Source organism: Desulfobaculum senezii, assembly GCF_054657395.1.
Genome location: NZ_BAAHYU010000002.1, coordinates 1099978 through 1119632, shown reverse-complemented (window position 1 = coordinate 1119632; position 19655 = coordinate 1099978). Strand labels below are relative to the sequence as shown.

Annotated in this window: 18 protein-coding genes; 12 read left to right on the top strand and 6 right to left on the bottom strand. The window is 61.8% G+C overall.

The window, feature by feature from the left end:
- The first annotated feature begins 285 nt into the window (after window positions 1-285).
- Window positions 286-606, top strand: a complete 321-nt coding sequence (locus tag ACYQ2T_RS05855) for a heavy metal-binding domain-containing protein (RefSeq protein ID WP_404844502.1) — start codon at window positions 286-288, stop codon at window positions 604-606.
- 268 nt (window positions 607-874) lie between these two features.
- Here the strand turns inward: ACYQ2T_RS05855 and ACYQ2T_RS05850 are convergent, their stop codons facing one another.
- The 3 genes from ACYQ2T_RS05850 to ACYQ2T_RS05840 form a co-directional block, all read right to left on the bottom strand.
- Window positions 875-1408: a hypothetical protein gene (locus tag ACYQ2T_RS05850; RefSeq protein ID WP_459899204.1), complete on the bottom strand. Its 534-nt coding sequence runs from the start codon at window positions 1406-1408 to the stop codon at window positions 875-877.
- A gap of 270 nt (window positions 1409-1678) precedes the next feature.
- Window positions 1679-3133, bottom strand: coding sequence for an ATP-binding protein (locus ACYQ2T_RS05845; protein ID WP_459899202.1), 1455 nt, complete (start codon window positions 3131-3133; stop codon window positions 1679-1681).
- Between the two features lie 6 nt (window positions 3134-3139).
- Window positions 3140-4120 (bottom strand): ABC transporter substrate-binding protein, encoded by a 981-nt coding sequence (locus ACYQ2T_RS05840; RefSeq protein WP_459899200.1) that lies wholly within the window; start codon window positions 4118-4120, stop codon window positions 3140-3142.
- A 558-nt stretch (window positions 4121-4678) separates the two neighbouring features.
- Here ACYQ2T_RS05840 and ACYQ2T_RS05835 point away from each other — a divergent pair.
- The 6 genes from ACYQ2T_RS05835 (at window position 4679) to ACYQ2T_RS05810 (ending at window position 9872) form a co-directional block, all read left to right on the top strand.
- Window positions 4679-5332 (top strand): response regulator, encoded by a 654-nt coding sequence (locus tag ACYQ2T_RS05835; RefSeq protein WP_459899198.1) that lies wholly within the window; start codon window positions 4679-4681, stop codon window positions 5330-5332.
- A 193-nt stretch (window positions 5333-5525) separates the two neighbouring features.
- Entirely contained in the window at window positions 5526-6053 is a 528-nt protein-coding gene (locus ACYQ2T_RS05830; RefSeq protein ID WP_459899197.1) for a GAK system XXXCH domain-containing protein, read from the top strand.
- A gap of 301 nt (window positions 6054-6354) precedes the next feature.
- The gene (locus ACYQ2T_RS05825; protein WP_459899196.1) at window positions 6355-7464 is read left to right on the top strand and encodes an iron ABC transporter substrate-binding protein; all 1110 of its coding nucleotides are present in this window, start codon (window positions 6355-6357) and stop codon (window positions 7462-7464) included.
- A 1-nt stretch (window position 7465) separates the two neighbouring features.
- Entirely contained in the window at window positions 7466-8536 is a 1071-nt protein-coding gene (locus ACYQ2T_RS05820) for a FecCD family ABC transporter permease (protein ID WP_459899194.1), read from the top strand.
- Window positions 8533-9417, top strand: a complete 885-nt coding sequence (locus ACYQ2T_RS05815) for an ABC transporter ATP-binding protein (RefSeq protein WP_459899192.1) — start codon at window positions 8533-8535, stop codon at window positions 9415-9417. The genes ACYQ2T_RS05820 and ACYQ2T_RS05815 overlap by 4 nt, the downstream gene beginning before the upstream one ends.
- Complete coding sequence (locus tag ACYQ2T_RS05810) at window positions 9318-9872, top strand: FmdE family protein (RefSeq protein ID WP_459899190.1); 555 nt, start codon at window positions 9318-9320, stop codon at window positions 9870-9872. Before ACYQ2T_RS05815 ends, ACYQ2T_RS05810 begins: the two co-directional genes overlap by 100 nt.
- Window positions 9873-9961: 89 nt before the next feature.
- Here ACYQ2T_RS05810 and ACYQ2T_RS05805 read toward each other — a convergent pair whose 3' ends face one another.
- From ACYQ2T_RS05805 to ACYQ2T_RS05795, 3 genes are read right to left on the bottom strand one after another with little or no spacing between them, the layout of a single operon-like run.
- Window positions 9962-11077 carry an HD domain-containing phosphohydrolase gene (locus ACYQ2T_RS05805; RefSeq protein ID WP_459899188.1) on the bottom strand — a complete coding sequence of 372 codons (1116 nt, stop codon included), beginning with the start codon at window positions 11075-11077 and terminating at the stop codon, window positions 9962-9964.
- Window positions 11067-12284: an HDOD domain-containing protein gene (locus ACYQ2T_RS05800; RefSeq protein ID WP_459899186.1), complete on the bottom strand. Its 1218-nt coding sequence runs from the start codon at window positions 12282-12284 to the stop codon at window positions 11067-11069. The genes ACYQ2T_RS05805 and ACYQ2T_RS05800 overlap by 11 nt, the downstream gene beginning before the upstream one ends.
- 59 nt (window positions 12285-12343) lie before the next feature.
- Window positions 12344-14332 (bottom strand): PAS domain-containing sensor histidine kinase, encoded by a 1989-nt coding sequence (locus ACYQ2T_RS05795; RefSeq protein WP_459899184.1) that lies wholly within the window; start codon window positions 14330-14332, stop codon window positions 12344-12346.
- A 277-nt stretch (window positions 14333-14609) separates the two neighbouring features.
- Between ACYQ2T_RS05795 and ACYQ2T_RS05790 the strand changes: the two genes are divergently transcribed.
- The 5 genes from ACYQ2T_RS05790 (at window position 14610) to ACYQ2T_RS05770 (ending at window position 19542) form a co-directional block, all read left to right on the top strand.
- Window positions 14610-15599, top strand: coding sequence for a phosphotransferase enzyme family protein (locus ACYQ2T_RS05790; RefSeq protein ID WP_459899182.1), 990 nt, complete (start codon window positions 14610-14612; stop codon window positions 15597-15599).
- A complete protein-coding gene (locus tag ACYQ2T_RS05785) occupies window positions 15575-16519 on the top strand; it encodes an ABC transporter ATP-binding protein (protein ID WP_459899180.1) in 945 nt (314 codons plus the stop codon). The genes ACYQ2T_RS05790 and ACYQ2T_RS05785 overlap by 25 nt, the downstream gene beginning before the upstream one ends.
- A 161-nt stretch (window positions 16520-16680) precedes the next feature.
- Window positions 16681-17898 (top strand): ABC transporter substrate-binding protein, encoded by a 1218-nt coding sequence (locus ACYQ2T_RS05780; protein ID WP_459899178.1) that lies wholly within the window; start codon window positions 16681-16683, stop codon window positions 17896-17898.
- The gene (locus tag ACYQ2T_RS05775; protein ID WP_459899176.1) at window positions 17885-18760 is read left to right on the top strand and encodes an ABC transporter permease; all 876 of its coding nucleotides are present in this window, start codon (window positions 17885-17887) and stop codon (window positions 18758-18760) included. Before ACYQ2T_RS05780 ends, ACYQ2T_RS05775 begins: the two co-directional genes overlap by 14 nt.
- Entirely contained in the window at window positions 18757-19542 is a 786-nt protein-coding gene (locus ACYQ2T_RS05770) for an ABC transporter permease (RefSeq protein WP_459899174.1), read from the top strand. Before ACYQ2T_RS05775 ends, ACYQ2T_RS05770 begins: the two co-directional genes overlap by 4 nt.
- Window positions 19543-19655: the final 113 nt, after the last annotated feature.

The following is a 19655-nucleotide window of genomic DNA, read 5'->3' as shown; positions in this document are numbered from 1 at the left end:
GCCCTTCGCCCCGCTTCGGCGTGGTGCCGGGTGGGCCGCAGGCTGTCATCATTTTCTGAAAGTACGCGAAACTAGCGGCAAGCGCCGCCGCTGTCGAGTCCTCAAAGACCGTCATTTTTCTGGCGCTTCTCCCCTGCCGCCCTGCCGCATCACGCCCTGCCCGCCCCGGAAGCGTTGCCACACCACGACCCTGCACTTTTGGCAAGGTGCTTGCTTTGTCACCGCCAAGCGACATCAACACGATTTTTTCCATACACGGCACAGTGACAGCCAAGGAGGAATTCAATGCTTTCTCTGCTGAAAAAGCCCCACAACGAACCCGAAAAGAGTGACAACCTGCACATTGCCAAGGACCTGTTCCTCTCGGGCAAGTTCCCGGTGGTAACCACAAAGGAAATCCCGTCCCGCGCGGTCAAACGCGTTATCGGGCTGGCGGCGTACAGGGGATATGACATGGAGCAGGCGTTCTATGGCATGATTACCCGCGCCATCTCCAACGGGGCCAACGCCGTTGTGGGCTACCGCGAAAACGTCGCCTTCCACCCCGATGGCAGCAAGTACATCTCCTGCTACGGCACGGCCGTGCGACAGGTGGAGGACAAGTAGCCGAAACGGCTCCCCTCCATACCGCGTCCAGTAATCACCAGAAAGGGAGCGTGCAGCACTGCTGCACGCTCCCTTTTGCCGTTTTTCTCACTCTTTCGCCTGGCGGCCTGAGGGCTTCACGCCGCCGGATGGTCCCGGCTCCGCCAGCCCCCTTCCGCCCTCCACGCGCAGCAAATCTGACGCAACTCGTCTCGTCAGCCCATCTTCCGGCCACGGCCCGCACGACCGCCGCGCGGCGCACGAGCAACCACCGCGGCCCCGCCCGCGGCTACTGCATCGCCTGTGACAAAACCTCTCCGTAGATGCGCGGCGCGGCAAAGGGCATAATGTCGCGTCCCTGCACGCGGAAACCGTCCAGCATCACGGCGTCCCGGCGGCTGCCGCCCGTGTCCACCTGCGACAGCGTCAGCATAAGCGTAGCGCTCGGGATAATCTCGTTGCCAAGGATAAAGTCGCGCACGTCGTACCGGAAACGCCCCTTCCCAAGGGGCGTAAAGCGGCGCTCCAAGGAATGGGCGCGGACAAAGGCGTCCATGTCCGCAAAATTGAGCGACCGCGCGCGGCGCATTAACTCGTCGCGGTGTCTCCCCTGCTTTTGCAGCTTGAGCAGGGCAAGGCGCATATCGCGCGGGTCCTTCAGTACAAACAGTTTGGACCGCAGCGACGACCGTACGTCGCCGGGGCGCTCGGCCTTTACGGCGTCTTTGGACGGCGCGGTCTGCGTCCGCTGCGCCTGACAGCCCGCCAAAGCGAGGACGCCCGCCAACAGAACCATCCACGCCACTTTCGCCATATCCGACATACATCCTCCCACAGAGAGCTTGCGCAACATCAGGGCCATGCTCCGCAACCATATACCGTCATGGAGCTTTTCGCAAAACAGTTGCCGCGCAAAACGGAGGCAACGCGGCCCGTCGAACTCCCTCTGCAGCGCGTACACCCTGCTACGCCCGGCTTTTCACCGGGCACCCGCCGCTTGAGAAAACCGCAAAAAAAAGACCACATCCCCCGGCGCAATGCCGACAGGATGTGGTCTGAATCACCGTATGAATTCGGCGCAAAAGACGCGGCGTTATGCTTCGGCGGCAACGCCGCGGCCATGCTCCTGCGGCAGGGGGATGGCGACCTCAAGGCGGGTGCCGTCCTCGCTGCCCATGATGGAGAATACGCCGTCAAAGGCGCGGGCGCGCTCGCGCATGTTGGACAGGCCATAGCCCGCGCTTCCGGCGGTGTTGGGGTCGAAGCCGACGCCATTGTCCACCACGGCAAGCTCCAGCCTGTCAGTATTCAGACGGAGTTGCACGTCCACCCGCGTGGCCCCGCTGTGGCGGGACACATTATTCAAGGCTTCCTGCACAATGCGATAAAGCGGCCCCTTCATATCTTCCGGGATGCGCTCCTCGCTGGCCGGGACCTCCAGATTCAGCTCAATGCCCTGCGTTTTGCGCACCTGACGGCACTTCCAGCGCAGGGTGGCCACAAGGCCTATTTCATCCAGTGTCGCGGGGCGCAGGTCCATGACGATGCGGCGCATATCCTCCAATATTTTGGTGATATGCTCGTTAATGCGGCGAAGATTGCCCACAGCCTCGGCCGTGTTCTCGCCCATGGCTCCAAGAATGTTGCCAATATGCAGGCGCACTGCCGAAATATCCTGACACACGCCGTCGTGCAGTTCTCGCCCGATGCGCGCCCTTTCGCGCTCCCCTGCGGCAAAGACTTGACGCTGGGCGTCGCGCAGGGCGGTTTCGGCGCGCCGCCGCTCCAGCATTTCGCGCTGGAGTTCATCGCGCGAGACGGTGACCACCTTGAGCCGCAGGGACATCTCGTTAAATGCGCGGCCGAGTGCGGACACCTCATCGTCGCGGCCGGGCACCGTGACTTCGCAACCAAGCTCACCATCACGCAGACACAAAACGCCCTTGTGCAGCTGCCGCAGCGGCGAAATGACGCCCTGCTGGAAAAAGCGCGCCCACATCAGGAACGATCCGCTCAGGACGACGAAAACGAACAGCAGCACTCCATTGCGCGCCGACTGCACGGCGGCAATGTTTGCACTGTTCTCTTCCAAAATCTCGTTGGCATCGGCCTCCACGGCGCTGAGCACCACGGAAAAATGACTGCGCAAAAACCGCCGCGCGGTCCACAGCTCCACGGTTTGTTCACGCTGGGCCAGCCGCGCCATCCTCACAAAGTCCACAAACAGCGCATCCGCCTTGGCAAAGTCGCGCTCAAGAGACTGCAGCGGCTCCGTGCTCTCAAACATGGCGGCAAAGAGCTCAATCTGCGCATGCAGCCGGTCCGCCCGCGAACGCCACTGCTCCTGCACGCGTTCAATGTTCGTATTGCTCAGTTCATTGGACAGGGTGTTTAGCTCCGCCAGACCACTCAGAATGGAAAAAGCGGAGTTGCCGCGGTCGAGAAAAAGCCCGATGCGCCACTCGGCCCAAGTAAGACTGCCCATGGCCAGGAGCAGCAAGAATGCCGTCCCGGCCATAAGCAGACGAAGTTTTCCGCGTATCGTCATGCGCAGTTACCTGATGATGCTCACGCTACCGGGAAAGACCTTTTCCAGAGGCTGATACTCAATCAGGTCCATGAAGTTGCGCGGCGCCGTGTGCGAGACCAGCTTGTTCTCAATGGCCCAGCCTTCCACGCTCTCAAAGTTGAGCAGCAGGCTCTGCTTGAGGGACAGGTTGTACTCCACCTCGTTCTTCACAAAGTTCAGGGTGCCCTCGTAGGAGCGGTGCTTCATGTCCGCGATGATGCGTGCGGCCTCTTCCTCGTGCCCCACAACCCAAGCTTCGGCCTTTTTCAAGGCGCGGAACATGCCCTCAATGAGTTCCGGCTCGGCGTTTACGAGATTGCGGTGGGCAAGGATGGGCACAGTCTTGCGGTCCAGCTGGGCGTTGGTGAACTTGATGGCGTTGCCGCCCAGCTTGGCCTCCGCCTTTTCAATGGGGGTGCCATGCTGGCAGATGGCGTCCACTTCACCGTTTGCAATGGCGCCGGGCAGCTGCTTCTTGGTCACGAAGGTAATCGACACGTCCTTCGGGGAAATGCCGTTATGCAGCAGGTATTTATACAGATAATAGTGCGCGGTGGTGGCGCGCACGGTGGCGATGCGCTTGCCCTTGAGGTCCTTGGGGCTGGAGATGCCAGCATCCTTGCGGCACAGCACTTTGGTCTGGCTGTCGGTGTAGGCCAACACGCCAAGCAGGGCGACCTTGGCGAAATCGATGTCGCTCAGCACAATGCCCACGCGGTTGGTGGTGCCGAAATCCACCTCGCCGTCCAGAAACGCCTTGAGCGCGACAGAGCCGTTGCGGTAAATTTTGTGCTCCACTTCAATGCCGTTTTCGGCAAAGTAGCCTTTGGCCATGGCGATGCAGACGGCGCCGTCCATTCCGCCAGACCCGGCAGAGACCGATACTTTGCGCAATTCCGCACTGGCCGGTACAGCCAAGGCGACAGTGAGAAGCAAAGCGGCGATAGTTCCTATAAAGCGTTGCATATGTTCCCCTCTTCGTGTTTGTTTCCCCAATAATTCCGGGATATTTTTCGGGATACGCTACACGAAGTTGGCCCTTCCTTCAATGGCCCTACCTCGCCCCGCAGAAAAGGCGGGCCCGTTAATCCGCCTCACTTTACGCATAATAAGCGAATTATTCCGGCTTCTTTCCTCGCGGCACCCTACCAAAGATCACCCAACACCCTACCTACAAAAGTAGGGTGCTCTGCATTTACACCCGTAGTCGAAGAACCCTATTTTGTTCACGTGCAGTCAACTAGTTTACTTAATTTTGAGGGGAGGCAATTATGTCATTCGGGGATATCATCAGCGCATGGATCCGTGAACAGGTGAATATGGGAAAACTTCCCAAAAGTATGGAAAACGGCTATGCATCGTGCAGCGATGTCAGCAGCCTAACGGACTACCTTTGCGATGCAATCCGCACCGCACAGGACGATACGCCCATCCAGCTGCTTGCCGCACATTTCGGGTATGCACTGCACCCCTTTGAGGGAGGGGGCCGGTGTAGCTCCGCAGCTCACGATGGTGGAGATTCTGGTGACGGCTCAAGTACGGATATTCATTGCTGAAGATCACACTCTCTTGCGAGAAGGGCTGAAGGCCCTCATAAAAACCAACCCGGACTGGGACGTCGTCGGCGAGGCCGCCGACGGTGTGGAAACGCTGGAACGGCTCGACCCTGATGCGGTTGACCTGCTCCTCATCGACCTGACCATGCCCCGGCTGACCGGGGTGCGTGTGATTAAGGAAGTCAAAGACAACTTCCCCTCCATGCGCATCCTTGTGCTGACCGGGCACAGCGATGAGGAATTCGTCTACGCCGCGCTCAAGGCAGGGGCGGACGGCTACGTGGTGAAGGACTCCACCAACGAGGACCTCGCCGCCGCCGTGCGCAACGTCATGAAGGGCAACGGCTACCTCAGTCCCACAGTGTCCATGGATGTTATCCGCGGCTACATCGACGGCAAAACATCCCCCGACCAGCCCCAAAGCAAAATTGACGCGCTGACGGGCCGGGAGCGGGAAGTGCTGGCCCTTGTCGTGGAAGGACACCCCAACGCGAAAATCGCCGAGCTTCTCTACATCAGCATTAAAACGGTGGAGAAGCACAAAACCAACATCATGCGCAAACTCAAGGTCGCCAACCAAAGCGAACTGCGCACACTGGTCGGGGACGCCCCGCTTCCCTGACCCCCTTGTCCACTGCGCCATATCCCACGCCCCCGCCGGACCAGACTCCCGGCGGGGGCTTTTTTCATCACGCCGCCCGCGGCGGGGCAGCGCGCCCCATCATTCCGCCCCGGGGCATTTTTTGCTACCCTGCCAAGTCAGAAAAACGCTACCGGCAGGACATGCAGCGCCAACGCCATACTCTGGAGAAAGAATGGGATCTACAAAGATATACCGCGACGCTTCCGACGACACGCTCCCCAATCTGCTACGCGAAATAGCCGACGCCATTGAACAGGGCGGCACAGACGCCGTGCCCGTCCCCGCAGGGTTCGACCGCCTCAAACTGAGCTTTCGCACCCGCTCTGGGCAGCTCTTCATGAAGGGCAAATTCAAAACGCCCCGGCGCGAGGATGCCCCGAACATGGACGACGTGGACTATGACGAAGACGACAAGCCCGGCTACTCCAGCCTCAAGTCGCACATGAAGACGAACTTCCGGACCATCCTGCGCCACGCCCACCGCGGGCAACTGCCCCCGGCGGAGGTGCTCTCGTCCTTTATGGCGGACTCTCGCCTGATGGTGACCTACCCCGGCTACGGCGACGAATTCTACCCGGAATACCTCAGCGCCTGCGAGCGGCTGGAAGCCGCCTACGCCGCAGGAGACGCGGCGGCCTTTCGCGCCGAAGCCGATACCCTGGCCGCACTCAAGGCGCGCTGCCACGACCTGTACGACTAATTGCACCCCGCAGGGCGCTGGGACGGGGCGCCCACGGCGCGGCGCGACCAGCACACCCAACATATTCCCGCAGGCGGGAGCCGCCTCCCGCCTGCATCATCCGCACACCCGCTCCAGCCTCCGCCGCCACGTTCTGTTAAGACTCGATTCCCCCGAATGCCCGCCCCCGCGTCGCATTCTCCTAGTAATCGGATAAGGATTACGCATACGCTTTTGCATCGCTTCCCCTGCAACGAATATTGACATCACGTATTTGAGCAAATAGTGTCACCCTTCAACCATTCGTGTGAAGGAGAGTTCTATGTTGCTCAGGTCGTTTCGGGCTGTTGCCTGTGTCTTTCTGGCCGCGCTGTTCCTTGCTCCCCATGCCCGCGCCGCGCAGGTGACCGACGCCCTCGGCGCCACTGTGGATGTGCCGGATTCTGTATCACGCGTTATCTGTTCCGGCTCCGGCTGTCTGCGCCTGCTCACCTATCTTCAGGGGCAGGACCTTGTCGTTGGCGTGGACGACATGGAAACCCGCCGCGCCCGGTTCGATTCGCGCCCCTACGCCCTTGCCACCCCGCAGTACAAAACCAAGCCTGTGTTCGGCCAATTTCGCGGGCACGACAACCCGGAACGCATTCTGACGCTGGAGCCACAGCCGCAGGTCATCCTGAAAACCTACGCCTCCAGCATGGGGCACGACCCCGCCGAACTGCACGCCAAGACGGGCATCCCTGTGGTGACGCTGGCCTACGCAGACCTCGGCCCCAACCGCCCCAAGCTCTACCAGACCCTACGCACCATGGGCGACGTTATCGGCAAGCGCCAGCGCGCTGAAGACGTCATCGCCTTTTTTGAGGACGCCATTGCCGACCTTGCCGCGCGCACGGCGGACGTTCCCGCCAGCGAGCGTCCCGGCGTCTACATTGGCGGCGTGGCCTTCAAGGGACCGCACGGCTACCACTCCACGGAACCGCTCTACCCGCCCTTTACCTTTGTGAATGCGCGCAACCTCGCCCACACGGGCGGCGCGGCAAAGGACCTGCGCCACAGCGACATCGCCAAGGAAAAGCTGGTGGAAATGAACCCGGAGGTGCTGTTCCTCGACCTGTCCACCGTGCAGATGGGCGACGCCGCGGGCGGCCTGCACGAACTGCGCAACGACCCGGCCTACCGCACACTCACGGCCGTCCAGCAGGGCCGCGTCTATGGCGTGCTCCCCTACAATTGGTACTCCATCAACTACGGTTCCATCCTCGCCAACGCCTACGCCGTGGGCAAGATTCTGTACCCGGACCGCTTCGCGGACATCGACCCGGCGCAGAAGGCGGACGAGATTTACACCTTCCTTGTCGGCAAGCCCGTGTTTGACGCCATGAATGCGGCCTTTGGCGGCCTTGCCTACAGCCCGGTGCCGGTCAACTAGCATGCACTTTGCCGACGGACGCATCCCCGAAGCCTACTGCCGCTACCTGCGCGCCAAGCGCGTCGTCATTGCCTCCGGCGCGGTCCTTCTTGTGGGCGCACTCATCATGGCCGTCTCCCTTGGGGCGGCCAACGTGCCCGTAAGTGACGTGGCCCGCAGTCTGCTGGGCCTCGACGTCTCTGCGCGCTGGGACATCATCATCTGGAACATTCGCCTGCCGCAGGCGCTCTCCGCCATGGTTGCCGGGGCGGGGCTGGCCGTTGCCGGGGCGACCATGCAGTCCATCCTGCGCAACCCCCTTGGCTCGCCCTTTACCCTTGGCATCTCGCATGCCGCCGCTTTTGGCGCGGCGCTGTCCGTGATGGTGCTGGGGGGCGGCATTATGGGCTCCTCGGCAGCGGACGCGGTGACCATCACCAATCCCTACGTCACCACCGCCGCGGCCTTTGGATGCAGCATTGGCGCGGCGCTGCTCATTGTTGCCATCTCGCGCATGCGCGGCACCACGCCGGAGGTGATGGTCCTCACCGGCGTCGCCCTTGGCGCGCTGTTCACCGCCGGGACCATGTTTCTGCAATACTTCGCGGACGACGTGCAGTTGGCCGCCATGGTCTTTTGGACCTTTGGCGACACAGCGCGCGCCTCGTGGGGCGAACTTGGCGCTCTGTCCGCCGTCACAGCGGTGTGCTGCGCCTACTTCCTCGCCAACGCGTGGAACTACAACGCCATTGACGCAGGCGACGAAACAGCCCACGGCCTTGGCGTGCGCGTGCAGCGCGTGCGGCTGGTGGGCATGTTGCTGTCGTCGCTTTTGACGGCCGTCATCATTTCCTATCTGGGTATTATCGGCTTTGTGGGCCTTGTAGTGCCGCACATGGTGCGCCGGGTCATTGGCTCAGACCACCGCTACCTGCTGCCCGCATCCATCCTGTGCGGCGCGCTGCTGCTGCTTGTGTCGGACACGGCGGCGCGGCTGATTCTCTCCCCGCACATTTTGCCGGTTTCGGTGCTGACGGCGTTTATGGGCGCACCGGCCTTTATCTATCTCATCATCAAGGGGCGGGGACGATGAAACTCGACGTAGCTGGCCTCTGCTTTGACTATGCCAGTCAGCCTGTGCTGGACGATGTGGACTTTCAGGTCCACGGCGGAGAACTCCTTGCCATCCTTGGCCCCAACGGCGTGGGCAAGACGACCCTGCTCAAATGCATTAACGCCCTGCACCGCCCCCGCAGCGGAAGCATACTGGTCTCCGGACGCGACGTGCTGGCCCTGTCGCCACAGGACATCGCGCGGACCGTGGGATACGTGGCCCAGCGCACGGAAACCGCTCGCCTCACGGTGTACGACGCCGTGCTCATGGGCCGAAAGCCGCACATCCGCTGGCGCGTGGAAACGCGCGACATGAAGATGGTGGACGCCGTCCTGCGCCGCACCGGACTGGCGGACCTCTCCCTGCGCTTTATTGACGAACTTTCCGGCGGCGAACTGCAAAAGGTCGCCCTTGCGCGCACCCTTGTGCAGGAACCCCGCCTCATGCTGCTGGACGAACCCACCAGCGCGCTGGACCTCAAGAACCAAGTGGGCATCCTGCACCTGCTCCGCCGGGTGGTGGATGAACACAACATCGCCGCAGTCATGACCATGCACGACCTCAACACCGCCCTGCGCTACGCGGACCGCTTCATCTTCCTGAAGGATGGATGCATCCACGCCTGCGGCGCAACGGACGAGGTCACCGCGCCTATGGTCAGCGAGGTCTACGGCCTGCCCGTCACCATCCACACCATTGACGGCAGCCCCGTTGTCATCCCGCAATGCCCACACACACCAGACGCCTCACAGGAGGACCCATGCCCTGCACCATCCCACAGCACGACCTTGACGCCGTCGTCGCCTTCCACGGGCACAGCTGCCCGGGTCTCGCCATCGGCATCCGCGCCGCAGAATTAGCGCTCAGCCACCTTGGTCACAACGATGACGCCGACCTCGTCGCCATTACGGAAACGGACATGTGCGGCGTGGACGCCATCCAGTTTCTGACCGGCTGCACCTACGGCAAGGGTAACCTCATCCACCGGGACTACGGCAAGACGGCCTTTTCGTTCTACAGCCGCAAAACCGGCAAGGGCTTTCGCGCCATTATGAACCCCGCCGCGCGCCAGCCCAAAGAGGACCCGACACCCACCGACGGACGCACCCTCATGCGCGAGCACTACATGACCCTGCCCCTTGAGGAGATGTTCTCGCTGGACTGGGCCCCCGCCCCGGCCCCGCGCCCGGCCTGCGTGCTGCAAAGCCTGACCTGCGAAGCCTGCGGCGAAACCATGATGGAATCGCGCGCCCGCCACTTTGGCGGCCAAACCCTGTGCATCCCCTGCTTCGGCAAGGTGGAGCAGAAAATCTAGCCCAACACACAAAAGCAGGGGACCAGCCACACATGGCCGGTCCCCTGTTGTATAGCGCCCTCTGCGCGCCAAGCGCCGCGGCGCCGTGCCTAGTCGATGGGCACAAGCACGCGCACACTGGGCGGCAGACGCTTGGTCTTCATAAAATTCTCAAGGCGCAGCAGCGCCGGGCGCGACAGTTCAGTGCCCTTGGCCATAATGTGCACCTCATCCTTACTCCACAGGGCGTCGTCCAAAATCATCCCCGGCTCCAGCTTGCCAAGGGCGATGTCGCGGCGGATGTAGCCGTCGTCGCGCGCGGCTCCGCGCTCTAGCGTATCCAGCACCCCATCGTCGTACCACCCTTCGCGCGTGCGCATAATTTCAAAGGCCGTGTGCTTGTCCTTGCCGCTTTGGACAAGGTCGTCATAGTCAAGGCAGGCCTTGAGGATGCGCGCTTCCATGAGCTGTTGCGGGTTCTCGGAAAAGCGTTCGTTCTGGTGCGTGATAATGGTGGAGACGCGGTTCATGCGCGGAATATTTGCCAACAAAGACGCCGTCACCGAGGGGTGCATGTCGTAAATCTGCTGCTCCTCGCTGGAGAGCTCCTCACCGGAGAAGAGCTTTTCCAGCACGTTGTCGGGGACCATGACGCACCCCACCTGACACAGCATGGACGCCAGTTCCAGATACAGCAGATTCTTGAGCCGAAGCTCCTTGCCCACAAACATGGCAAGGCGTTTGATGCGCTCGCTGCGGCCAAAGGCTTCGGGATTCACAAGGGCCAGCATATCCGTCAGCATCTTCACACTGCCGCGCAGGGTGCCGCGCAGCAGTTCCTTTTCCGACACTACAAGGGCATACTGCTTGAGGGCCACGTCCAGCGTGCGAATCATCTCGTCAATAGGGCTGGGCTTGGTGAGAAAGCGGAACACCGAGCCTTTATTCACAGCCTCAATGGCGGACTCCAGGTCCGCATGACCTGTCAGCATCACGCGCACGGTATCCGGGCTGGCCTGCTGCACCTTGGAGAGGAAGGTAATGCCGTCCATCTTGGGCATTTTGAGGTCGGAGACCACCACCGCGTAGGGCCCGGACGAGGTCACCTTCTCCAGCCCTTCTTCCGGCCCAAGGGCCGTATCCACGGCGTAGCGCTTGCGAAGCGATGCGCGGAAGGTATCGAGAATCTGCTGCTCATCGTCGACGAAGAGAACCTTATCCTTCATGATCAGCCCCCGTTAGCAACTGCTCAAGACAAATATCCCGCCATGTGACGAGCTTGTTCATCAGCCCAAGCTCATGCATGTACTCCTCATCCAGCTTGGTGAACGTGTAGTCCTCGCGAATGATGACCAACTCGTGCTGCAGGCTGTTGGCAACGTGCACCAAAAGCCCCGGCGTAATGCCCGGCCCGGCCAGCCGCGGTTCATGGTGCGCGCGCACGGCCTCCACCGCAATTTCGGACAGCCCCCACAGGCCAAGGAGATACGCCCCCACCCGGTCATGGGTGACGCCAAGCTGCCGCTGTTCCATATCCCGGACCACGCCCTCTCCGGCCTGCACGGCGCTAAGCACCTTGCGGTATTCGGCGGGGTGCGTGGTGGCAAAGACAAACTTGCCAACGTCATGCAGCAGCCCCGCCGTGTAGCAGTCTGCGGCCACATCATCGCCCAGCCCTTCGGCGCGGGCGAGGGCCTTGGCAAAGGCCGCTGTCTGGCGGCTGTGCTCCCACAACTTTTCCAATGAATAATTGGAGTACAGCGACGCATCAAATTGCTGGATGAGCTTGGCCCCCAGCACCAACCCCTTGGTGACCTCCACGCCCAAAAGCGTCACGGCGTGGGCGGGGCTGTTGACCTTGTTGAACACACCAAAAAAAGACGAATTGGCAATTTTCAAAAGCGTTGCCGATATGCCAACGTCCCGTTCCACCAGCCGCCCAATCTTTGCCAGTGAAGGGTCCGGACTCATGAGTTCCTGCTGAATCTGCAAAAACAGGTCGGGCAGTGCGGGCAGGGAGCCAAGGCGGCTCACGCCCTGACTCACGGCCTCATCCGTCAGCACATCGCGCAGGCGTTCCACCCGCTCAATGGTGCCGATAAGACGCTCCGCCCCGCAGGGTTTGGCGAGGAATTGGTGCGCAGGCTTCACGGAGCGCATAATGGGCTCCATCTCGGAATAGCCGGAGAGGATAATGCGGATAACGCCGGGATACTTGCGGCGCACCTCGGTCAGCAGGGTCGCCCCGTCCATGCCCGGCATGCGCATATCCGCAATGACGATGTCGAACGGCTCCTGCTCCATCAGGGCCAGCGCCGCGTCGCCGCTTTCCACAAACCGGGCCTTCCACACCTTTCGCTTGGAGTGCAGCACCACGCGAAAGCCCTGCAGAATATTCGGCTCGTCATCCACAAACAGAATCTTGGTCTTCATGGCTGTCCCTGCTGTCTGCTTCAATGCCGCCACAGCTGCGGCGGCACGGGTGCGTCAGGTTATGTCGCCTGCCGGGGCAGTGTAATGGTCATGGTCGTTCCCTTGCCCACCTCGGACTGCACGTCAATTTTCCCGCCGTGCTTGTTCACGATGATGTCATGGGTGATGGCCAGCCCCTGCCCTGTCCCTTTGCCCACCTCCTTGGTGGTGAAAAAGGGGTCGAAAATCTTATTCACGTTCTCCTTTTTGATGCCGCTGCCTGTATCCGCCACGCGCACGCGGACCGAGTGCTCGTCGTGGCTGGTGGTGATGGTGATGCGCCCCTTGTCGCCGCTGTCCCCCACCACCTCGCGGATGGCGTGGGCGGAGTTGACGATGATGTTGAGCAGCACCTGATTGATGTCGCCGGCAAGGCACGTCACCATGGGCAGTTCCGCATCCGGATCAAAGGAGAGTTCCGCCACGTACTTCCACTCGTTCTTGGAGATTGTAATGGTGTTGGCCAGCGCCTTGTTCAGGTCCACGGCCTTCTTTTCCTCATTGCCGGGGTGGGCGAAGTTCTTCATCGCCAGCACAATGGACGCCACACGCCCCACGCCGTCCAGCACCCTGTCGCACGCGCGCGGCGCTTCCTCGGCCACAAAGTCCATATCCGCCTCTTCGGCCAATTCCTCAAGGCGCTCCACCTCCTGCGCGGCAATCCCGGCATCCTTGGCGCGCTGGGTCAGCGCCGTGCAGGCGCCAAAGACCTCCAGCATATCCGCAATGGCCTCGCGCAGAAACCGCACGCTGTCGCCCGCGTATTGGATAGGCGTGTTAATCTCGTGCGCAATGCCCGAGGCCAGCAGGCCAATGGACTCCATCTTCTGCGCCACACTCAGTTGCCGCTCCAAATCCTTGCGTTCCGACACGTCAACCAGCACCACGGCCAGCCGCTCGTCGCCAAGGTGGAAGGCGAATTTATCCACGGGAACAATGCGCCCGTCCGCATGCTCCAGCACAGCGTCCTCAAAGGTGGCACCGTCCACAAGAGGGTTGCACACATACCGCCACGACTCCCCAGCCAAATGCGCGAACGCCTCGCCGCAGGGCATGCCCGTCACCTCCGCCGCCGTCACCTCAAGGAGGGTTTCGGCCACGTCGTTGCACGTGATGATGACGTTGCTGGCGCGGTCCACCACCACGTACGCCGCACGCATGCCATCCAGAAGCCGGCTCAAAAAGCGCTCCTTGTCCCGGGCTTCAGCCTCGGCGCGGGCGCGCTCCTGAATCTCCACCTCCATGGTGGCATTGATGGCCTGCAACTCCGCCGTACGCTCCTCCACGCGGTGCTCCAGCTCCTTGTTGCTCTGCTGGAGCGCGGTGTGCAGGGCGCGGGTCTCTGTCATGTCGTGACCCACGGCCTGAAATTCTTCGGCCTTTTCGTTCCCTTCAAGGTTCACAGCGCGGATGACCCACTGCACCCAGCGCTCATTGCCGTCAGCATCGCGCATACTGGCAGAGTTGGACGTAACATCATGCCCGGAGCCAAGGCTGGCAAGGACCGAATCAAGCCAGCCGCTCTGCGCGTCGTCAAACAGCACAAACCGCGCGCTCTCCACAAGCTCATCACACGGTTTGCCCGCCAAGGCGCAATAGGCGGCGTTGGCGAAGGTCAGCATCCCATCGGCGCGAAAGCGGCAAATAAAATCTGTCTGATCCTCGATGATGCCCTGTAGCAAAAGCTCCTGTTTCCGTAGCTGGGTGGACTTGAACTCCAGCAGGTTCATAATCTGCTCGCGCTCGCTGGCCTCGCGGCTGAGGGCAAGGTTTTTCTCCTCAAGCTCCCGGCCAAGGCCTTCCAGCTCCGCAAAAGGGGCCACAATAACCACGCGCCCAACCACCAGCATCACCACCGCCATAATGCAGGACGACCCCAGCATGGCCCACAGGGTGTGCTCCGCGTTGGCCGTCGTGGAATACAGCACCCCGCCCACCACCACGGCCTGCGCGGCAAGCACCAGCGTCATGAAAACCCAAAACATCCCGGAGATGGAATCTGAGCGCATGTGTTCCACCGCTTGCGTCCGCCACAAACCTGTACGCCCCATAGCCGTGACCGTGCGGAACCCGGCCACGCCGCGCCAAGACAATTCGCCAAACACATCTACACCATAGAATAATACACACCTTGGCCCATGTGTCCAACACCGCACGCACTTTTCAGGCGCGCCAGCGCCGCCCCGGCCAATGCGACAGCGCCCATCGCATAGGCCCCATCTATGCGCCACACAGCGGGCCATATCCATTGCGCTTTCTTCACTTTTTCTGCTACTTATCGGTGATATGGACACACTGCGCACCATCGACACCTTCCTGCGTCAACGCGGCTGGATTCAGCCGGAGAACGCGGACATCGACATACAGTTTCTGGCCGCCGGAGAGTACAACGCCAACTACCTCGTCACCACGGACGGCGGGGCGAAGCGCTGCGTCTTTCGCATCAACCACGGCAGCCAGCTGGGCCTTGGCGACGCGCAAATTGAATATGAATTTGCCGTGCTGCGGGCGCTGGAGCATTCCGGCGTGACGCCGCGCCCCCTTGCCTGCGACGCCAGTGCGGCGCGCGAAGGCCTTGGGCGCGGGGCGCTGCTTATGGAGTACCTGCCCGGCCGCCCCCTCGACTACACGCGCGACACGGACGCCGCCGCGCGCATCTTTGCCGCCGTGCACAGTCAGCCCGTGAGCGACGCGCTCATCGTGCAGGCCAATCCCGTACGGGACATCGCAGACGAAAGCCTTGGCCTCATCACCCGCTACGCCGACCATCCCCGCCCGGACCTGAAGGGACAACTCCTGCGCTACCACGACGCCATCCGCGCCCTTGCGGATGATGCCGAGGCCCTGTTTGCGCAGGACCCCATGGTCATCGTCAACACGGAGGTCAACTCCCACAACTTCATCGTAGGTGACGAGGGCAACGCGTGGCTGGTGGACTGGGAAAAGGCCGTGGTCTCCTCGCGCTTTCAGGACATTGGGCACTTTCTTGTGCCCACCACCACGCTGTGGAAGACCAAACACCGCTACACCGCTGAGCAGAAGCAGGACTTCGTGGCCGCCTACCTCCGCCACGCCGGGCTTGCCATGCCCATAGACGACGCCATGTACAGGGCGGACCTCATGGAGCGCACCATTTTGTTGCGCGCCATGTCGTGGTGCTACATGGCCTACCATGAGTACACCCGCAGTGACCGCGCACTGACAAACGACCACACCTTCACGACCATCCAAAACTATCTGGACAACATGGAATGCTTTTTCGCGCGCACGGCATAGGGAAGGACTACGAAGGCGCGCCCGTGCTGCGGGGGGTGGACTTCAGCGTGGAGGCCGGGGACATTGTGTCCATCATCGGCCCCTCTGGCGTGGGCAAGACCACGCTCCTCAAAATCATCGCCGGGCTGGAAACGCCGGATGCGGGCCGCCTGGAATTCAGCCGCCCCCCCAGCAAGGAAAACCCCGTCATACTCGTCTTTCAAGACTATGTGCTGTTCCCGAACCTCAGCGTATATGAGAATGTTGCCTTTGGGCTGCGTGTCCGGCGGATGCGCGGGGCCAGCGTCACCAAACGCGTCATGGAGATGTTGGACTTCTTCCACATGACGCAGCTTGCGCAGAAGTACCCGAACCAGCTTTCGGCGGGCCAGCGCCAGCGCGTGGCCATTGCCCGCGCCATGGTGGTGAACCCGGCCATGCTCCTCTTGGATGAGCCTTTTGCCAATCTGGACCGCAACCTCAAGCTGGAGACGGCGGAGTTCATCCGCGACACGCAAAAGGCGTTTGGCATCAGCACCATTGCCGTCACCCACGACCTTGAGGAAGCCTTTGCCATGTCCGACAAGGTGGGACTCATTCTGGGGGGCGAGCTTGTGCAATACGCACCGGCGGGGGAGGTTTACGCCCACCCCGCCACCATAGAGGCCGCGCGTTTTCTTGGCCCCGTGAATACCGTAAGCGCGCCTGTCGCCGCCCGCCTTGGCCTCAGCGGTTGCGGGGACAACGGCTTCATCCGGCCCGAGAGCCTTCGCATCATCCCGGATGAAAACGGCCCCGGCACCGTGGAGCGCGCCGTGTTTGCCGGGCATTACACGAAATTTACCATCAGCGTTGACGGCGAGCGCCTCACCGTTTTTGGCATGGACACCACCATCCGCCCCGGCACGCACGTGCGGGTGGAACAGGCCCAAAACACCTAACGGCGTGTTGGACTTCCCCCCAATACAGGCTGTAAAAATGGGACGCTGCTCGGCGCGGAAAAGCTCAGAACCAACGCTGTGGCAGGCGGCGCGGGGCGCTCCCGGTGCCCACGCGCCATACAGTGCTCTTTTCAACAGCCAGCTAACCTCAGGATGACACGATGAAACATCTCCTTCTGCTCTTTACGGCGGCGCTTCTGCTGTGCTCCTGCTCCGGACCTGATTCGGACACGGATGCCGTCTCCCTGCTGGACACGCCATGGCCCCAGATTGAAGCCAAGGCCAAGGACACCACGGTGCGCTTTTACATGTACGGCGGACTGGCCAGCACCAACAAATGGGTGGATACCTACGTCGCCAAGGAAGTGAAGCGCCGCTACGGCATCACGCTGGAGCGCGTGCCCATGGACGCCAGCGTCTTCGTCAACAAGCTCATTACGGAAAAACAAGCCGGAAAAACCACAGGCACCATCGACCTGTTGTGGATCAACGGCGAAAATTTCAAGACCACCAAGGAAGCCGGGGCGCTGTTTGGTCCCTACGCGGACAAATGCCCCAACTACGTCGCCCACGTGGACAAAGAGCTTGCCGCCTACGATTTCGGCTATCCTGTCGAGGGCTACGAAACGCCCTACGGCAAAGCGCAGTTCGTCTTTGAGTACGACTCCGCCAAGGTCGACGCGCCCCCGCACACCTTTGCCGAACTGCTGGAATGGGTGAAGGCGAACCCCGGCCAGTTCACCTACCCCCAGCCGCCGGACTTTACCGGGTCGGCCTTTATCCGGCAGGCGCTCTACGCCGTAACCGGCGGACACGAGCAGTACATGGCTGGCTGGGACGCGAAGCTCTTCTCCGCCACCGCACCCAAGCTGTGGGACTATCTGAACGCGCTGGAACCGCACCTGTGGCAGGGCGGCTCCACCTATCCCAAGAGCGCCGCCGAGCTGGACACCCTGTTCGCACGCGGCGAGGTGAGCATGAACATGTCCTACCACCCCTCCCACGCCCAGAGTAAAATTCTGGACGGCTCCTATCCGGACACGGTGCGCACCTTTGCCATGCAGGACGGCGCCATCTTCAACCTGCATTTCACGGCCATTCCGGCCAACGCACCCAACAAGGCCGGAGCCATGGTGGTGGCGAACTTCCTTATGTCGCCCGAGGCGCAACTCTCCAAGTTCCGCCCGGAAAACTGGGGGGACTATCCGGCTATCGATCTGTCCACGCTGACGGACGCCCAGCGCGAGGCCTTTGCCGCCGTGGACCTTGGCGAGCCCACGCTGTCCTCCGAGGAGCTGAGTGCCGTGGCCGTGCCGGAGATTCCCGCGGCCTATCTGGAAGCGCTGGAAAAAGGCTGGGAGGACAATGTCCTCAGGTAAGGCGCTGTGGGGCGAGACGCTTCTGAAGCTCTCGCCCCTGCTGATTCCTTTTCTTGCCTTGTTTGGCGGCGGGCTGGTGATGGCGGTGGGGCAATCCTTCGGCCTGTGGGTGCCCATAGCGCCAGACAGCGCGCTGGCGGGCTACCGGGCGCTGTTGTCGGAGCATGTTTTGCGTTCCGCCCTGCTCTCGCTGTGGGTGGGGTTTGCCTCGGCCTCACTGTCCGTGGCCCTTGGGGCGGTGCTGGCCTATCTGTTTTGGCGGCTGCCTCCGCATCTTGAGCGCTGGGCCGTGGTCGCCAAGGTGCCGCTTATCCTGCCGCACATTGCCGTGGCGTTCATCACGCTCATCTTTTGGAGCACATCTGGCGTGCTGTCGTCCCTTGCCTATCATCTGGGGCTGGTGGACGGCATGGACGCCTTTCCCTCCCTCATGTACGACGCCACCGGCACGGGCATGATTCTGGCGTATGTGTTCAAGTCCACGCCCTTTGTCATCATCCTTGCCATGGCCATGCTCCGCCGCCTTGAGCCGCAGCTGGTGGAGACGGCGACCATGCTGGGCGCGGGCGAGCTGACCGTCTTTTGGCGGCTGGTGCTGCCGCGCATCACCAGCGCGCTGAACACGGCGTTTATCATCCTCTTCCTGTACGCCTTTGGCGCGTTCGACATCCCCTTTCTGCTCAGCGGCAGTTCGCCGGGAATGTTGTCCATAGAGGTCTTTAACCTCTACTTTCGGCGCGACCTTGCCAACCGGCCCACGGCCATGGCCATCCTTGTGTGCATGTTCCTGTTCTCGCTGGCGTTCATTGTGCTCTACACCCGCACCGCGCGGCGCATGGCGCACCGGGAGCGCAAGTTATGAGGCTTGCCGCCAGTTTTGCCGCCCTTGCGGTGCTTGCGCTGTTTCCACTGTGGGTGCTGGCCTGTTACGCCCTTGCACCGGGGTGGCGCTTTCCGGAGCTTGTGCCCTCGCATATCGACCTGCGGTCCTTCGCCTATCTGGCATCGCAAGCGCGGCCCTTGGCCGGGCATATTGCGTGGTCCATCATGTATTCCATGGCAACGGTGGCGCTGACGCTGCTCATGTGCCTGTCCCCGGCCCACCACTTTGCGCGGCGCGAATTTGCGGGCAAGAGCCTGCTTGAGGGCGTGTTTCTTGCCCCGGCCCTTGTGCCGCCCATGACGTTTTCCATGGGCGTGCATTACCTGTTCATCCGCTTGGGGCTGGTGGACACCACCCCCGGCGTGGTGCTGGTGCTGACGGTGTTCAGCTATCCGTACATGCTGCGGGCGCTGACGGCGGGCTACATCTCCATTGGCGAGGAATACGAAATGTGCGCCGCCAATCTCGGCGCCAACTGGCTCCAGCGCACCCTGCGCGTGGACCTGCCCCTGCTCTTTCCCTCCATCATCGCGGGCGGGTCCGTGGTGTTTTTGGTGGCGTTTTCGGAATACTTTCTGGTCTTCCTCATCGGCGGCGGGGCCGTGGATTCCTTTACGGGCTACCTTGTGCCGTTTTTGACCTCCTCGGACCGCAGCATGGCGGCGCTGCTGACCCTCATCTTTATGGCCGTGCCCCTCACGCTCTTCCTGCTCATCGAGTACATCATGACACTCCTCTACCGCCGCAAGGGGATGTACTAGCGCGCAAAAAAGCCCCTGCCGGACCATATGGTCAGACAGGGGCGAATGCGTTGCTCTACGGGGCAAAGGTGGCCATGTGCGGAGATGCGGCGTTGCGGTCATGGCGTGGCGGC

What these genes read in the sequence shown, in the direction of transcription:
- ACYQ2T_RS05855 (WP_404844502.1), top strand. Translation starts at nt 286, where the DNA reads ATGCTTTCTCTGCTGAAAAAGCCCCACAACGAACCCGAAAAGAGTGAC.
- ACYQ2T_RS05850 (WP_459899204.1), bottom strand. Translation starts at nt 1,408, where the DNA reads ATGTCGGATATGGCGAAAGTGGCGTGGATGGTTCTGTTGGCGGGCGTC.
- ACYQ2T_RS05845 (WP_459899202.1), bottom strand. Translation starts at nt 3,133, where the DNA reads ATGACGATACGCGGAAAACTTCGTCTGCTTATGGCCGGGACGGCATTC.
- ACYQ2T_RS05840 (WP_459899200.1), bottom strand. Translation starts at nt 4,120, where the DNA reads ATGCAACGCTTTATAGGAACTATCGCCGCTTTGCTTCTCACTGTCGCC.
- ACYQ2T_RS05830 (WP_459899197.1), top strand. Translation starts at nt 5,526, where the DNA reads ATGGGATCTACAAAGATATACCGCGACGCTTCCGACGACACGCTCCCC.
- ACYQ2T_RS05825 (WP_459899196.1), top strand. Translation starts at nt 6,355, where the DNA reads ATGTTGCTCAGGTCGTTTCGGGCTGTTGCCTGTGTCTTTCTGGCCGCG.
- ACYQ2T_RS05820 (WP_459899194.1), top strand. Translation starts at nt 7,466, where the DNA reads ATGCACTTTGCCGACGGACGCATCCCCGAAGCCTACTGCCGCTACCTG.
- ACYQ2T_RS05815 (WP_459899192.1), top strand. Translation starts at nt 8,533, where the DNA reads ATGAAACTCGACGTAGCTGGCCTCTGCTTTGACTATGCCAGTCAGCCT.
- ACYQ2T_RS05810 (WP_459899190.1), top strand. Translation starts at nt 9,318, where the DNA reads ATGCCCTGCACCATCCCACAGCACGACCTTGACGCCGTCGTCGCCTTC.
- ACYQ2T_RS05805 (WP_459899188.1), bottom strand. Translation starts at nt 11,077, where the DNA reads ATGAAGGATAAGGTTCTCTTCGTCGACGATGAGCAGCAGATTCTCGAT.
- ACYQ2T_RS05800 (WP_459899186.1), bottom strand. Translation starts at nt 12,284, where the DNA reads ATGAAGACCAAGATTCTGTTTGTGGATGACGAGCCGAATATTCTGCAG.
- ACYQ2T_RS05795 (WP_459899184.1), bottom strand. Translation starts at nt 14,332, where the DNA reads ATGCGCTCAGATTCCATCTCCGGGATGTTTTGGGTTTTCATGACGCTG.
- ACYQ2T_RS05790 (WP_459899182.1), top strand. Translation starts at nt 14,610, where the DNA reads ATGGACACACTGCGCACCATCGACACCTTCCTGCGTCAACGCGGCTGG.
- ACYQ2T_RS05785 (WP_459899180.1), top strand. Translation starts at nt 15,575, where the DNA reads ATGCTTTTTCGCGCGCACGGCATAGGGAAGGACTACGAAGGCGCGCCC.
- ACYQ2T_RS05780 (WP_459899178.1), top strand. Translation starts at nt 16,681, where the DNA reads ATGAAACATCTCCTTCTGCTCTTTACGGCGGCGCTTCTGCTGTGCTCC.
- ACYQ2T_RS05775 (WP_459899176.1), top strand. Translation starts at nt 17,885, where the DNA reads ATGTCCTCAGGTAAGGCGCTGTGGGGCGAGACGCTTCTGAAGCTCTCG.
- ACYQ2T_RS05770 (WP_459899174.1), top strand. Translation starts at nt 18,757, where the DNA reads ATGAGGCTTGCCGCCAGTTTTGCCGCCCTTGCGGTGCTTGCGCTGTTT.